We start from the raw sequence: 14,524 nt of genomic DNA on the forward strand, positions 1-14,524 counted from the left end.
GACCAGAGTGTCGTCGCCGTCGGACCCCGGAATGATGTCGTCGGCCGCCGTACCCGTGAAAGAGATGCCCGGAGCGTCCGGCGGCGGCGGCGGATTTTCCGGTGGGGGTCCGAACCACGCCGGCAGAAACCGCGATCCACCCGTCGGGGTGAGCGCGGCGACGGCCGCATCGTCGAGCGCACGGCCGCCGCGGGTCGACACGGTCAGGGTCTCGGCTCGGAAACGGATCTCGGAACCGCCGGCGACGGACGTCACGGAGAGTTGCGAGGCGTCCCGGAACATCGGCCAGGCAGAGAGGTCGATGCGGTCCTCCGCCGGGTCGTAGTCCTCTATCCGGTCCGGCGCATCGTCCCACGCCATCACGAACACGTCGGCGCCGGGGCCGCCAAGAAGCGTGTCATCGCCCGGGCCATCCATCAGGATGTCGCGGCCCGCCCCGCCGGAAAGCCGGTCGTCGCCGCTGCCGCCCGCCAGCAGGTCATCGCCATCCCCGCCCGCAAGCGGCGCGCCCGCCGGATCGGCGCGAAGTGTGAGGCCATCGGGATCAAGCTCCATCCGGTGCCAGGCGATCGTGGCCTCGGATGTGCTCGCGGTGACGAGGTGCAGCCCGCCCACCGTGACGCCGAGCGAGAGGGAGGCGACATCGGCGAGCGCACGCCCGGCCGCATCCTCGAGCGTGGCGAGGTGCAGCAACCGGCCGCCCGGAAGCAGCCGGAACAGGCTGACCCCGTCATCGCCGCCCGCCGCCGCGACATAGACCCCCTGCGCCGTGGTCGCGACGGCCAGCTGGCCGACATGGTCGAAACGTGTCGTCAGGTCGTCGATCAGGTGATCGGCGACCGTCATGCCGCCATCCGCGTCGAGACGCAGCACCGAAAGGCTGGAACTTCCGGCCCCGGCGACGATGGCGTAGGTCGCGTCCTCGACCGTCGCGGCGGCAACCGCGGAAGGCGCGGCGATGCCCGGCCCGTCCACCGCAAGAAGCGTGTCCGCGACGCGGAGTGAACCGTCCTCCGCCACCGCGTAACTCGCCAGGCTCACCTCGCCGGACGCCGCGGCGAGCAGGAAACGGGCGCCGGCATGGTCCGCCAGAGCCAGCGCCCCGATACCGCCCGGCGCGGGGACCTGCCCGAAAGCCTCGAAGGCCCCGTCGGGCCCCATGCGCAGGAGATCGATGGCCTCGGCCCCGGCATCCACGGCGTAGGCGATGCCGCTCCCTGCGGGAAGGAAGGCCTGGAGGCTTGCGGTCCCGGCAACCGCGGCGACGGCGGCCATGGGCGCGCCGCTCGCGTCGAGCGCCACCGAGACGAGCCCGGGCGCCGCGAGCCCCGAGACGAAGACGGAAGGCGCGTCGCCTGCCGGCGCGACGGCCAGCCGCGCGGAGAGGCCCGGAACGGGAAGGCCCGGGATATCCGCGCGCCCGAGTTCGCCGAGCGCGCCGTCTGGCCCTGCGGCGTAGGCCGTGAGCCAGACCCCGTCCGGCCTGCTCAGCATGTAGAGAACGTCACGGCCGCCGACCGAGAGCCAGGCGAGATCCAGGATGCCCCCGAAGACGGACGCCGTGCTGCCGCCGAGCGACGCGACATGGGTAAGAGGTGTCAAGCCGGGTTCGCCCTTTCTGCGACTCGGGCCATGCTAGGGGTGCTTGGTTAACAGAACCTTTCCGCCGCCGGCCCCACGGGCGACCACCGGCAGGCCTCGCGGCCCCGACGAACGGGTTTCAGCCGTCGTTGACACACCGCGCGGCCTCGCCCCATAAGCCCCCGACGCGACAGCGAGGGGCGGCCATGAAGATTGCGATGATCGGGACGGGCTATGTCGGGCTCGGCTCAGGCGTTTGTTTGTCCGACTTCGGACACGAGGTGGTCTGCGTCGACAAGAACCCGGAGAAGATCGCGCGCCTCGAACGCGGCGAGGTGCCGATCTACGAGCCGGGGCTCGACGAGCTCATGGCCCGCAACGTCGAGGCAGGGCGGCTTTCCTTCACCCGCGATCTCGCCCATGCCGTGGCGGGCGCCGAGGCGGTGTTCATCGCGGTGGGCACGCCGACCCGGCGCGGCGACGGCCACGCGGATCTGACCTATGTCATGGCCGCGGCCGAAGAAATCGCGCGCGTCGCCAGCGACTACGTCGTGATCGTGACCAAGTCGACCGTGCCGGTGGGAACGAACCGGCAGGTCGGGCAGGTGGTCCGCACCGCCAACCCGGAGCTCGACTTCGACGTAGCCTCGAACCCCGAGTTCCTGCGCGAAGGCGCCGCGATCGACGATTTCATGCGCCCCGACCGCGTCGTGGTGGGGGTTCAGTCCGATCGCGCGGCGAAGGTGATGTCAGAGATCTACCGCCCGCTCTACCTGCGCGACTTCCCGATCCTGACCACCGACCTCGAGTCGGCGGAAATGATCAAGTACGCGGCCAACGCCTTTCTCGCCGCCAAGATCACCTTCATCAACGAGATCGCCGGGCTGTGCGAGCGGGTGGGCGCGGACGTGAAGCAGGTGGCGCACGGGATGGGTCTCGACAACCGGATCGGCAACAAGTTCCTCCATGCCGGGCCGGGCTATGGCGGGTCGTGCTTTCCCAAGGACACCCGGGCGCTGGCCCGGATCGGGCAGGAACACGCGATGCCGATGCAGATCACCGAGACGGTCATCAAGGTCAACGAGGAGGTGAAGCGGCGGATGATCGAGAAGCTGCTCGATCTCTGCGGCGGCAGCTTCAACAACAAGACGGTCGCGGTGCTGGGCGTCACCTTCAAGCCCAACACCGACGACATGCGGGACGCGCCGGCCCTCACCATCGTGCCGTCGCTGGTGGGCGGCGGCGCCAGGGTCCGGGTGACGGACCCCCAGGGGCGGCGCGAGGGAGAGGCCCTGCTGCCCGGCGTCAGCTGGGTCGAAGACGCCTACGAGGCGGCGCAGGAGGCCGATCTTCTCGTCATCCTGACGGAGTGGAACGAGTTCCGGGCGCTCGACCTGAAGCGTTTGGCACGGCAGATGGCCGCGCCCCGCATGGCCGACCTGAGGAACGTCTACGCGCCGCAGGACGTGCGGGACGCGGGCTTCGAGGCCTACGAGGGCGTGGGGCGCGCCGGGTTCGGCGCGTGATCCCTCATGCCGCCGGCAGGGGCGGCAACGCGGCGCCTTCGGCGACCATGGCCGCGGCGGTCTCGGCGAGCGGCAGGCCGGGCAGAAGTGCGGTCAGCCGGGCGCAGTCCTGCGTAACGCGTTCCTGAGCGCCGCCGGGCGCGGGCGTCCAGCGCCACGGCACGCCGGCCGCTTGCAGAAGATCCTCCATCGCCACGGGTTCCGGGGCGGCCACGTTCAGCAGATCGGGCAGCGGCCCGGGATGCATGGCGAGCGCGGCGATCACCCGGGCGAGCCCGAGGGGGCCGATATAGCTCCGGACCGGGCCGTGCCCGCTGGCGAAGCGGTCGAGGGCGAGCGGCGCATCGGGCGTGGCGTTTTCCGCGCTGCGCATCAGCGCGTCCGCGCCCAGAACGTTGCCGATGCGCAGGATCGCGACCTCCATGCCGAGATCCCGAAAGCGCGCGACCTCGGCTTCGGCATCCCGCTTGGCCGCGCCATAGGCGGTCGCCGGCGCGGGCCGGTCCCGCTCCGAGAACGGGCGCCTGCCGCCACCGGGTCCGTAAACCGCCGCGGAGGAGGCGAAAAGCACGCGTTCGATCCCCGCCGCCCGTGCCCCGTCCAGACTGCCGCGCGCCAGCGGCGCGTTGAGATCCAGCCGGGCCCCCGGCCCTGGCGTGATGCCCGTCAGGACAACCATGGCGGCGACGCGGGAGGCGCGCCCCGCGAGCAGGCGAGGCAATGCGCCCGGCGCTTCGAGGGGATCCCAGGCGAGCGCGCCGGGACCAGGCCGCCGGGCGGTCGAAACGATCCCGGCGCCGGGCCCCGGCGCGACGCTCCACGCCCGGCGCAGAAGGCGCCCGACCCGACCGCTCGCCCCGGCGAGAACGATGTCTTCCCGGTCATGCGCAGCCATGGCGTCGCACCTCGGGCGACAGGTGACGGGGATGGGTGGTGCCGGTGAAGGGACTCGAACCCCCGACCCCATCATTACGAATGACGTGCTCTACCAGCTGAGCTACACCGGCGCCGTGGGCGTGGCTCTTAGCACCGGGTGGCGCGGGCGAAAAGGGCTATTTTCGCGTCTCGTCCGCAGCTTCGGCCTCGACGGTTTCTCCCTTTCCGGCCTCCTCCGCCTCGTTCGCGGAGCCGGCATCCCGGGCGCGATCGGACTGCCCGGACCCGGCGGGCAGGACCTCGGCCTCCGCGACGTCCTCCCGGCGGGCGCCATGGCCCACGATCAGCGGCAGCATCGCCTCGGTCGAGGCCGCCGTCTGCTCCGGCTCTTGCGGGCGTTTCCAGCTCAGCGTGTCGAAGCCGCCGCAGTTGTGGCAGATAGGCCCCCAGTCGGCTGCAACCGCATGGCAGTTGTCGCACACCCATTGCGGGCCGCGCGGCGCGGTGACAGCGCGCGCCAGCCAGCCGCGCACGACCTCGTCCGGCGCGCCTTCGCCCCGCTCGATCGCCGCCATCGTGGTCAGAACGCGCGTGTCCGGATCCGTCTCGACCAGGTCGCCGATCGCGCGGCGCGCCGCGGGAAAATCCTCGGCCGCGATGTGCAGCTCCGCTTTCAGAAGCTTCGACTCGCGGTCCCCCGGATTGGTCTGCACCAGCTCCTCGAAGCGCTTCAGGCGCTTCGCCGGCGTCTCGTCCGGGGCGATCTCGGCGAAGGCGGCGGCGAGATCCGGATGGGGCCGCACGCCCCACGCCTTTTTCAGAAGACGCGCGGCATAGCGCGGCTTGCCCTTCTCGATGTAGCCGCGCGCCGCCATGACCGCGGCGGGAATGAGGTCGGGCGAGCGGCGGTTGGCCTCGATCGCGGCCTCGCGCGCCTTGATGTCGCTCCCCTCGTCGAGCACTTCCTTCGCCTCGGAAAGCGCGAGCACCGCGTCGCGGCGCTTGTGCAGGTCGCGCGGCATCGCACCATGCTTCAGCTTGGCGGCCAGCGTCTTGCGCGCCCCGGCCCAGTCCTTGCATTCGGCCTGAAGCTTGAGAAGCGTATCCTGCATCTCCTCGTTGCGCGGACGGATCGCGAAGGCCCGCTCCGCGAGTTTCAGGGCGGTGTCGGTATCGCCCGCGGCGAGCTTCTGCTTGAGGATCCCACGCAGACCGACGAAGCGGGTCCGCTCCTCGGCAACGAGCTTCTTGTAGGTCGCCTCGGCGACCTTCGCATCGCCCGCGGCTTCCGCGCCCTGGGCGATGAGGATGTTGGTCAGTTCGGGCTTGTCGAGATACTTGCGGGCTTGCCGCGCGCTGGAGATCGCCGCCTGCCCGTCCCCCGCGGCCAGCGCCATGAGACTGTCGCTCACGGCGCGCAGGCCCTTCTTTTCCCGGTTGCGGGTGAAATGCCGGCTGATCGCCGTCTCGTCGCCGTTGATGAACCGCAGCGTCGCCACCAGGAGCGAGACCAGCTTGAGAACGACATAGAGCACCACGACGAGAAGAAGCAGCGCGATCGCCGACTGCAACGCGCCGAGGGTGAACTCGGTATTCGCCACGGTGATCTGAACCCCGCCCTCGGCGTCCAGAAGCCACGTCGCGCCGTAGGCGAGACCGGCCACGGCGGCGACGAAAAGCAGGATCTTGATAAGGGACCAGAGCATGCGGCTATTCCTCGTTCAGGCGCTGCGCGAGCGCGTCCACGGCGGAGGCGGCGGCGACCCGCGCGCGCGCGCGCTCCTCCGAGGCCGCCATTTCGGCCCGGGCGGGGTCCGGCAGCGCCGCGAGCGCCGCGCCAAGCTCGCCGGCACGCTCCGCGGCCTCGGCGGGCGACAGCACCGCATCGCCGTCGTCGCCCTCGCGGGCGGTGGTCGACCGCGCGCCAAGCTCGTCACGCAGGAAGTTCATCAGCCGCCCACCGGCATCCTCGGGGGGCGCCTCGGCGTTCCGCGCGGCGGCGAGCGCCGCCCGCGCCGCGTCGGGAAAGGCGTCCTGCAAGGCGGCGAGCGGGGCCACGCCGTCGGCGGCGGCGGCGGCAAGGCCCTCGGGCACAGGCTCGTCCAGCCCGTCCGAAAGCGCGTCGAGCGCGGCGTCATATGGCTGCCCGGCATCGATGGCCGACACGATCCGCGCGAGCGCGGACACGGCTTCGGCACGGCGTGCGGCCTCGGCGGCGTCCGCCTCGCGGGCGGTGGCCTCTTCCACCATCCGCTCCACCTCGGCGCGCTGCGCCGCCACGGACTCCTGCAAGGCCTGGAGTTCACGCTCATACGCCGCGATCACGCTGGCTTCGACGTTCTCGGCCGCGGGGCGCTTCTCGACCTCGGCAAGCCGTGCGTCGATGTCGCCCAGCCGTGCGGCGATCTCGTCGATCCGCGCGGCGGAGGACGACAGCGCCGCCACCTCGTCGGAAAGGCCCGTCAGATCCGATTGCAGGCCGGAGATGGCGCCCGCCATCTCCTCCAGCCGCGCGTCGAGAGACGAAATATCGGGGGCGTCGTCGCTCAGCGCCGCGAGCTGCTGGCGCAGCTCCGCGATTCGGTCGGACTGCGCGGCAAGCGCGTCTTCCAGTTCGGTGTCGTCCCGTCCCGGCAGGCCCAGCGCCTCGGGGTCGATGACCTGCGCGGCGCCGAACCCCAGCGCGGCGGCGGCGACCCCGCCGAAAAGCATGGGCCAGAAACCGCCCTTCCGCACGATCGTTTCGCGCGTCGCGGGCGCCGACCGCGTCTCGCGGGACGATCGCGCCTCGTCGTCCGCGCTCGCGCTGGCGGCGGCTCCGGCCGCCGCGCCGGCGGCGGCGCCCCCCGCGGCCTCGGCGACGGGCGCGCCGGTCCGGTCCGCGTCATCGGCGGTGTCTTCCGGCTCTTCCTGCTGCGACTCCTCGCCGCCGCCCCAAGGCTGCGCGGGCGGCGCCTCGTCGGGTTCATCGTCGGCCGTTCCGGTCTGCGGCGCCTCTCCGCTCCCGGCCTCGGCATCCGGGGCCGCGCCGGTGTCCGGTGCGTCATCCTCGACCGCGCCGGGGCCGGCATCCGACATCGCGGCGGGCGCGTCCTCGCCTTCGGGAAAGGCGTCGGGTTCGTAGGCCCCCGGGTGTTCCGCGCGGTCGGGGGTGTCCTCGTCCCGGGCGCTGTCGTTTTCGGCGCCGTCCTCGCCTTGCTCCGGCTCGGAGCCGTCGACCGTCGCGGCGGCCTTGTCCTCGTCTTCGGTCTCGGAGGGCTTCCGCGTCTTGTCCCGGTCTGCCACGTCTCACCCACCTTTCGATTCTCGTCCGGCTGCACTGTCGCCGGGGCGACCTTACCCGGCACCCTCATCGCTCTCAAGCCGCACGGCGCTTTCAATAAGTTGCGCCACGCCCTTCAGCATGGAAGGGGCGTCGGGCCGCGTCGCCACGGCGATGCGGCGGGCCGGAAGATGGCTCACCCGCCCGGCCACGGCCTCGCTCATCGCGACGAGCCAGAGCGGCGCGCCGCCGCGATGCTGCCGCGCGAACTGCTCGGCCGTGCGCGGCGAGAAGAGCGGCGCGACGACCGGCGCGCGCCCTGCCAGGACGCGGCGGGCGCTATCCGTGAAGGGCAAGAGCACCTGGCGGTAAAGCACCGCCTCCTCCACGCGAAGCCCCGCCGCACGAAGCCGCATCGCGACATCGCCCCGGGCATGCTCGCCGCGGACATGCACGATGCGCCCCGCGGGCCGCCGCGCCGCGACATGCGCCACGAGCGCCTGCGCGTCGCCGCCCGCGGGCTGCGCGGAGATGCCTGCGCGGCGCGCCGCCTCTGCCGTCGCCTCGCCCACGGCGAAGGCAGGCAGGCCGCGGGGCCCGCCCGCCGCGACAAAGGCGCGGACCCCGTTGGCCGAGGTGAAGACCAGCGCCGCAACATCGGCCATGCCGGGCAGCCGGCCCGCGAAATCGACGCGCATCAGCGGCGAGATGCAGACCTCCGGCGCGGCGTCGCCCAGGATCCGCGAAAGCTCGGTCGCGAATCGCTCCGAGGCGTCATGGGGCCGGGTCAGCAGAAGGACGGGCGGGGGCGGCATGGGCGGGCCATTGTTCGGACGCGGGCACGGTGCTACGGGAGAGCGTTCCGAAGCATCGGGAGGCGTTGTGGCGGATCAGCTCACCATATTGGGGCTGGAAAGCAGTTGCGATGATACCGCTGCCGCGGTCGTGCGGCAACGTGCGGATGATCGGCCCGAAATCCTCGCCTCCGTCGTGAAGGGACAGGGCGAGCTGCACGCGGCCTATGGCGGCATCGTCCCCGAGATCGCCGCCCGGGCGCACGCGGAACGGCTCGACCTCTGCGTGACGGAGGCGCTGTCGGTTTCGGGGCTCACGCTCGGGCAGATGGACGCCGTGGCGGTGACGGCGGGTCCGGGCCTCATCGGGGGCGTCCTGGCCGGGGTGATGTGCGCGAAGGGGATCGCCGCCGGGGCCGGTCTGCCGCTCGTCGCCGTGAACCACCTCGCGGGCCACGCGCTGACGCCCCGCCTGACCGACGGGTTGGCGTTCCCCTATCTGATCCTTCTCGTCTCGGGCGGGCACTGCCAGCTTCTGGAGGTGCGCGGCGCGGAGGCGTTCCACCGGCTCGGCGGCACCATCGACGACGCGCCGGGCGAGGCGTTCGACAAGGTGGCGCGCCTGCTGGGCCTGCCCCAGCCCGGGGGGCCGTCGGTGGAGCGGGAGGCCGCGGCGGGCGATCCGGCGCGCTTCGCTTTCCCGCGCCCGCTTCTCGACCGGCCGGGATGCGACATGTCGTTCTCGGGGCTGAAGACCGCCGTGCTGCGCGCGCGCGACCGGCTGGTGTCGCAGCAGGGCTGGCTGACGCGCGCCGACCGCGCGGATCTCTGCGCCGGGTTCCAGGCGGCGGTCGCCGAGGTGCTGGCCGAAAAGACCCGGCGGGCGCTTCACGCCCATCTCGCACAGACGCCCGCCGCCCCCTCCCTCGCCGTGGCGGGTGGGGTCGCGGCGAACGCCACGATACGCACCGCGATCGAGCGGGTCGCGCGCGACGCCGGCGCGCGCTTCGTCGCGCCGCCCCTCGCGCTTTGCACCGACAACGCGGCGATGATCGCCTGGGCCGGGCTCGAACTTTACCGCGCCGGCCGGCGCGACGGGATGGAGCTTGCCGCGCGGCCGCGCTGGCCGCTCGATCCGGGGCGGGCCGGGTTGCTCGGCGGTGGGCGCAAGGGGGCCAAGGCATGATCGGCATCGCGGGCGGGGGCGCGTTCGGCACCGCGCTCGGCATCGCGCTCGCAGGGGCGGGACGCGAGGTGCGTCTCTGGGCGCGCGACCCGTCACACGTGACCGCGATGACGCAGTCGCGCGAGAACCGCCGCCACCTTCCCGGTCACGCCCTGCCGCCGGGCCTGTCGCCCGTCGCGGACGTCGCCGCGCTTTCGGGGGCAGAGGCGATCCTGCTCGCCGTGCCGATGCAGGCGCTGCGCGGGCTGGTCGAAGCCGAGGCGGAAACGCTTGCCCCGCACCGCCTCGTCGCCTGCTGCAAGGGGGTCGAACTCGGCACGACGCTGGGCCCAGCCGAGGTTCTGGCCAAGGCGTTGCCCGGGGCGTCCGCCGCCATCCTCACGGGACCGAGCTTCGCCCATGACATCGCGCGCGGGCTGCCGACGGCGCTCACGCTCGCCTGCGCCGACGAGGCGGCGGGCGAGGCGCTGCAGGCGCTGCTCTCGACGCCCGCGCTGCGGCTTTACCGCACCGCCGACATAGTGGGAGCGGAGCTTGGCGGCGCGCTCAAGAACGTCATCGCCATCGCTTGCGGCGCCGCGATCGGGGCCGGGCTGGGCGAAAGCGCGCGCGCGGCGGTGATGACGCGGGGCTTCGCCGAGATGAACCGCATGGCGGTGGCGCAGGGGGCCGACCCGGCGACGCTCGCCGGGCTTTCGGGTTTCGGCGATCTCGCGCTCACCTGCACCTCCGAAGGCTCGCGGAACTACCGGCGCGGGCTCGCGCTGGGCCACCGCGCCGCGCGGCTCGGGGTGGAGATGCCCATCACCGAAGCCGTCGTCGCCTTGCTGGAGGGGCGGCTTGACGTGACGCAGGCGATGGACATGCTTCTGGCGCGGCCGCTGCGCGCGGAATAGGAGGCGAGATGCGTTACTGGCTCTTCAAGTCGGAACCCGACACCTGGTCCTGGGACGACCAGGTCGCCAAGGGGGACACCGGCGAGGAATGGGACGGCGTGCGAAACTACCAGGCGCGCAACTTCATGCGCGAGATGGCGGTGGGCGATCGCGGATTCTTCTACCACTCGCAGACCGACAAGGCGGTGGTGGGCATCGTCGAGGTGATCGCCGAGGCGCATCCCGACAGCACCAGCGACGACCCGCGCTGGGACTGCGTGGACGTGAAGGCCGTGGCCCCCTTTCCCCGGCCCGTGACGCTGGACGAGATCAAGGCCGACCCGGAGCTGGCGGAGATGGTGCTGGTGAAGAACCCGCGCCTGTCGGTCCAGCCCGTGTCGGCGGCGGAATGGCGCCGTGTCTGCGAGATGGGTGAGGCGGACCCGGAGTCCTGACACGGAAAACGGAGGGCCGGCCACGCCGGAACCCTCCGCCACTCCCGGTGCTCCCACACACCAGACATGCGTCCTGTCGGTTCCGGCCATTCTGGCCTCTACCCTCAGGATAGCGCCGGTCAGGGGCGCGGCGCAAACCGGAAGTGCCTAGAATTGCCCGGATCGGGCGATCAGGCGTAGACGGCTTCCTTGCCGAAATGCTTGGTCAGGAGATAATAGACCACGGCACGATACTTGTTGCGCTCCGAGGCGCCGTAGGTCTCGATCACCTTCTGGATGGCATCGTCGAGTTCCGGACCGTCGTTGAGGCCGAGTTTCTTGACGAGGAAGTTCTGCTTCACCGTCTCGAGTTCCCCGGGCTGGCTCGAGGCAACCGTGGACGCGTCCGCGTCGTAGATCACCGGGCCGCAGCCGATCGTGACCTTGGTCAGAAGGTCGAGATCCGGCGTCACGCCGCACTTCTTTTTCAGATCGTCGGCGTAGACCTCGATCAGTTCCTCTCTTCGTCCCATCCGAAAACACTCCCTGTCCCAACACGCCGCTGCGGGCAAACCGCCGGCCCGGCGCCAGTCTACCCTCACGCAACGTCACCTCAAGACGTTTCTTGCGCGGGGCGCCCGGGACGGGATGCCCTCAGTAGCGGTAATGCTCGGGCTTGAAGGGACCTTCGGGCGTCACGCCGATATACGCCGCCTGCTCGGGATCGAGCGGGGTGAGCTTCGCGCCGATCTTCTCGAGGTGCAGACGCGCCACCTTCTCGTCGAGGTGCTTGGGCAGGACGTAGACCTTGTTCTCGTACTGGTCGCCCTTCGTCCAGATCTCGATCTGCGCGAGCACCTGGTTGGTGAAGGAGGCCGACATCACGAAGGACGGATGCCCCGTGGCGTTGCCGAGGTTCAGCAGACGCCCTTCGGACAGAAGGATGATCCGGTTGCCCGCCGGCATCTCGATCATGTCCACCTGGTCCTTGATGTTGGTCCACTTGTGGTTCTTCAGCGCCGCGACCTGGATCTCGTTATCGAAATGGCCGATGTTGCCGACGATCGCCATGTCCTTCATGTCGCGCATGTGCTCGAGGCGGATGACGTCCTTGTTGCCGGTGGTGGTGATGAAGATGTCCGCGCTCGAGACGACGTCCTCCAGCAGCACGACCTCGAAGCCGTCCATCGCGGCCTGGAGCGCGCAGATCGGATCCACCTCGGTCACCTTCACGCGGGCGCCCGCGCCCCGCAGGCTGGCCGCGGAGCCCTTGCCCACGTCGCCGTATCCGCAGACGACCGCCACCTTGCCCGCCATCATCGTGTCGGTCGCCCGCCGGATGCCGTCCACGAGGCTTTCCTTGCAGCCGTACTTGTTGTCGAACTTCGACTTGGTGACGCTGTCGTTGACGTTGATCGCCGGGAAGGGCAGGTGCCCCTTCTCCATCATCTTGTAGAGCCGGTTGACGCCCGTAGTGGTCTCTTCGGTCACGCCCCTGATCATGTGGCGCTGTTTCGTGAACCAGCCGGGGCTTTCGGCCATGCGCTTGCGGATCTGGGCGAAAAGCGCCTCCTCCTCCTCGGAGGTCGGCACGGCGATGAGATCCTCCTCGCCTTCCTCCACGCGGGCACCCATGAGTATGTAGAGCGTGGCGTCGCCGCCATCGTCGAGGATCATGTTCGCGCCGCCTTCCTCGAAATGGAAGATGCGGTCGCAGTAGTCCCAGTACTCCTCCAGCGTCTCGCCCTTCACGGCGAAGACCGGCGTGCCCGTCTCGGCGATGGCCGCGGCGGCGTGATCCTGGGTGGAGAAGATGTTGCAGGAGGCCCAGCGCACCTCGGCGCCGAGCGCCGTCAGCGTCTCGATCAGCACGGCGGTCTGGATCGTCATGTGCAGGCTGCCGGCGATGCGCGCCCCGGCGAGCGGCTTCGACGCGCCGTATTCCTCGCGCAGCGCCATGAGGCCCGGCATCTCCGTTTCGGCGATGTCGAGTTCCTTGCGGCCGTAGCCGGCAAGCGAGATGTCCTTGACGATGTAGTCCTTGGCCACGGGGCGGCTCCTGCTTGATGGCTGGCTGTCGGCTATCGCTATAGCGACCGTGCCGGCCATGTTCAACGCGCCCGGGGGCCCGGAACGCCGTTCGGAGGCCCCGCGGACCGGCGCAATACCGAAAGATCGGATCGAATTGGCTGAAATACCGGAAATACGGCGCCACGGGCGCGACATGTCGCCGCCCGAAGCCGCGGGGCCGATCCGCCCGCGCGGCGCGGGGCTGGCGGAGCGGCCGGCCGCTCTGCTAGGAGAGCGGCGATCCGCTCATCCGGGACCGCGCCATGCCGAAAGCCCCGCCCCGCGCCTGGCAAAGAATGCTCTCGGGCCGCCGGCTCGACCTTCTCGATCCGACGCCGGTCGACATCGAGATCGAGGACATCGCCCACGGCCTCGCCTTCGTCGCGCGCTGGAACGGCCAGACAGAAGGCGACTGGCCCTATTCGGTGGCCGAGCATTCGCTCCTGGTCGAGGAGCTCTTCGCCCGGATGCATCCCGGGGCCGGACCCGCCGCGCGCCTCGCCGCGCTTCTGCACGATGCGCCGGAATACGTGATCGGCGACATGATCTCTCCGGTCAAATCCGCCGTCGGGCCGGGGTATGGCGCGCTCGAGGCGCGGCTTCAGGCGGCGATCCACCTGCGCTTCGGCCTGCAGGCGGAATGCGGCGCGAAACTGAAGAAGCAGATCAAGCGCGCCGACCGGGTGAGCGCATGGCTCGAGGCGACGCAGATCGCGGGCTTCGACGCGCGCGAGGCGGACCGTTTCTTCGGCCGGCCCGACGCCGGCCTGATCGAGGGTATCGTGATCCGGCCGCGCCCGCCCGTGGAGGTTCGTACCGCCTACACGCGGCGGCACGCGGACCTCCTCGAGGCGCTTGGTTAGCCGACGCCGCCCGTCGGGCAGTCGCGCCCGGCCCAGAGCCGGGAAATCTCGCCGTCCGGCCCGGAAAGGCCGCGTATCCCGTCGCGCTCGAAGGGGCCGAGCCCCGCGCCGCCCGGGGCCGGGCCGCCGGCGCGAAGGCCGCTTGCGGTCGGGATCGGCCGGGGCGCGGGAACCGCCTCCCATCCGACGAAAGCGTCGCGGGCGAAATGGAGCGCGAGGCCCTCTTCGGCCCAGCGCACCGTCTGCACGCCCGCGCAGGCGACCGAGCGTTGCGGCGGGGCGGGGGAGCCGAGTATGTCGCGCAGCGTGTCCGTGGCGCTTTCCTGTGTACGGCCGAATCCGACCTCGAGGCCGGTGCCCGCAACGTCGAGCCCGCTTGACGACAACCGCAGCTGCGCGCCGGCGGGCGGCTGCGGCGCCACCGGCGCACAGGCGGCGAGCGCCCCGGCCAGAAGCAACGCGACGGCCGGGCGCACGACGCTCAACGCGGGCTCCGCTTGGCCAGGATGCGCTGAAGGGTGCGGCGGTGCATGTTGAGCCGCCGCGCGGTTTCCGACACGTTGCGATCGCAAAGCTCGTAGACCCGCTGGATATGTTCCCAGCGCACGCGGTCGGCGCTCATCGGGTTTTCGGGGGGCGGGGGCAGATCCTCGTCGCCGGCGACAAGCGCGTTGACGATGTCGGTCGCGTCCGCGGGTTTCGACAGGTAATCCGTCGCACCGATCTTCACGGCCGCGACCGCGGTGGCGATGGCCCCGTAGCCCGTCAGCACCACGATCCGCGCATCGGGCCGCGCCTTGCGCAGATCCTCGACCACGTCGAGCCCGTTGCCATCGCCGAGGCGAAGATCGATCACCGCGTAGGCGGGCGCGGCCACGGCCACGGCGGCGCGACCGTCCGCCACGCTTTCGGCGGTCCGCACGTCGAAACCGCGCTTTTCCATGGCCTTGGCCAGCCGACGCAGGAACGATTCGTCATCGTCGACGAGCAGCAGCGTGCGGTCGGGGCCAAGATCGAGTGTCTGGGTGTCGGCCACTTCGGCCTCCGGCATATCCAA

Annotated in this window: 14 protein-coding genes and 1 tRNA gene; 5 read left to right on the forward strand and 10 right to left on the reverse strand. The window is 71.2% G+C overall.

Going from position 1 to position 14,524, the window contains the following annotated elements; all coding sequences use genetic code 11:
- A partial coding sequence (locus AB6A65_RS12850) for a calcium-binding protein (protein ID WP_371038792.1) occupies positions 1–1,602 on the reverse strand: 1,602 nt, incomplete at its 3' end.
- 185 nt (positions 1,603–1,787) lie between these two features.
- Here AB6A65_RS12850 and AB6A65_RS12855 point away from each other — a divergent pair.
- Positions 1,788–3,107, forward strand: coding sequence for a UDP-glucose/GDP-mannose dehydrogenase family protein (locus AB6A65_RS12855; protein WP_371038793.1), 1,320 nt, complete (start codon positions 1,788–1,790; stop codon positions 3,105–3,107).
- A gap of 4 nt (positions 3,108–3,111) precedes the next feature.
- Here the strand turns inward: AB6A65_RS12855 and AB6A65_RS12860 are convergent, their stop codons facing one another.
- The 5 genes from AB6A65_RS12860 to AB6A65_RS12880 all read right to left on the reverse strand — a co-directional run bounded on the left by AB6A65_RS12860 (position 3,112) and on the right by AB6A65_RS12880 (position 8,060).
- Positions 3,112–4,002, reverse strand: coding sequence for an NAD-dependent epimerase/dehydratase family protein (locus tag AB6A65_RS12860; RefSeq protein ID WP_371038794.1), 891 nt, complete (start codon positions 4,000–4,002; stop codon positions 3,112–3,114).
- 36 nt (positions 4,003–4,038) lie between these two features.
- A tRNA-Thr gene (locus AB6A65_RS12865) sits at positions 4,039–4,114 on the reverse strand.
- 45 nt (positions 4,115–4,159) lie between these two features.
- Positions 4,160–5,689, reverse strand: coding sequence for a heme biosynthesis protein HemY (locus tag AB6A65_RS12870; RefSeq protein ID WP_371038795.1), 1,530 nt, complete (start codon positions 5,687–5,689; stop codon positions 4,160–4,162).
- A gap of 4 nt (positions 5,690–5,693) precedes the next feature.
- Positions 5,694–7,268, reverse strand: a complete 1,575-nt coding sequence (locus tag AB6A65_RS12875) for a hypothetical protein (RefSeq protein ID WP_371038796.1) — start codon at positions 7,266–7,268, stop codon at positions 5,694–5,696.
- Between the two features lie 51 nt (positions 7,269–7,319).
- A complete protein-coding gene (locus AB6A65_RS12880; RefSeq protein WP_371038797.1) occupies positions 7,320–8,060 on the reverse strand; it encodes a uroporphyrinogen-III synthase in 741 nt (246 codons plus the stop codon).
- Positions 8,061–8,127: 67 nt separating this feature from the next.
- On the opposite strand from AB6A65_RS12880, the gene tsaD reads away from it, so the two are divergent.
- From tsaD to AB6A65_RS12895, 3 genes are read left to right on the forward strand one after another with little or no spacing between them, the layout of a single operon-like run.
- The gene (tsaD, locus tag AB6A65_RS12885; RefSeq protein WP_371038798.1) at positions 8,128–9,225 is read left to right on the forward strand and encodes a tRNA (adenosine(37)-N6)-threonylcarbamoyltransferase complex transferase subunit TsaD; all 1,098 of its coding nucleotides are present in this window, start codon (positions 8,128–8,130) and stop codon (positions 9,223–9,225) included.
- Positions 9,222–10,121, forward strand: coding sequence for an NAD(P)H-dependent glycerol-3-phosphate dehydrogenase (locus AB6A65_RS12890; protein WP_371038799.1), 900 nt, complete (start codon positions 9,222–9,224; stop codon positions 10,119–10,121). The genes tsaD and AB6A65_RS12890 overlap by 4 nt, the downstream gene beginning before the upstream one ends.
- Before the next feature lie 8 nt (positions 10,122–10,129).
- Entirely contained in the window at positions 10,130–10,555 is a 426-nt protein-coding gene (locus AB6A65_RS12895; protein WP_371038800.1) for an EVE domain-containing protein, read from the forward strand.
- Between the two features lie 170 nt (positions 10,556–10,725).
- On the opposite strand, the gene AB6A65_RS12900 is transcribed toward AB6A65_RS12895, so the two are convergent.
- Together AB6A65_RS12900 and ahcY are read right to left on the reverse strand one after the other, a co-directional pair.
- Positions 10,726–11,067, reverse strand: a complete 342-nt coding sequence (locus AB6A65_RS12900; RefSeq protein ID WP_371038801.1) for a DUF2853 family protein — start codon at positions 11,065–11,067, stop codon at positions 10,726–10,728.
- A gap of 121 nt (positions 11,068–11,188) precedes the next feature.
- Entirely contained in the window at positions 11,189–12,583 is a 1,395-nt protein-coding gene (gene ahcY, locus AB6A65_RS12905; protein ID WP_371038802.1) for an adenosylhomocysteinase, read from the reverse strand.
- Between the two features lie 284 nt (positions 12,584–12,867).
- On the opposite strand from ahcY, the gene AB6A65_RS12910 reads away from it, so the two are divergent.
- Positions 12,868–13,467: an HD domain-containing protein gene (locus AB6A65_RS12910; RefSeq protein WP_371038803.1), complete on the forward strand. Its 600-nt coding sequence runs from the start codon at positions 12,868–12,870 to the stop codon at positions 13,465–13,467.
- Here the strand turns inward: AB6A65_RS12910 and AB6A65_RS12915 are convergent.
- Together AB6A65_RS12915 and AB6A65_RS12920 are read right to left on the reverse strand one after the other, a co-directional pair.
- The gene (locus AB6A65_RS12915) at positions 13,464–13,952 is read right to left on the reverse strand and encodes a hypothetical protein (RefSeq protein WP_371038804.1); all 489 of its coding nucleotides are present in this window, start codon (positions 13,950–13,952) and stop codon (positions 13,464–13,466) included. The two genes, AB6A65_RS12910 and AB6A65_RS12915, sit on opposite strands and share 4 nt — an antisense overlap.
- Positions 13,949–14,518, reverse strand: a complete 570-nt coding sequence (locus AB6A65_RS12920; protein WP_371038912.1) for an ActR/PrrA/RegA family redox response regulator transcription factor — start codon at positions 14,516–14,518, stop codon at positions 13,949–13,951. Before AB6A65_RS12920 ends, AB6A65_RS12915 begins: the two co-directional genes overlap by 4 nt.
- Positions 14,519–14,524 lie beyond the last annotated feature (6 nt).

The sequence above is a fragment of the Rhodosalinus sp. FB01 genome (assembly GCF_041365715.1).
Lineage (GTDB): Bacteria > Pseudomonadota > Alphaproteobacteria > Rhodobacterales > Rhodobacteraceae > Rhodosalinus.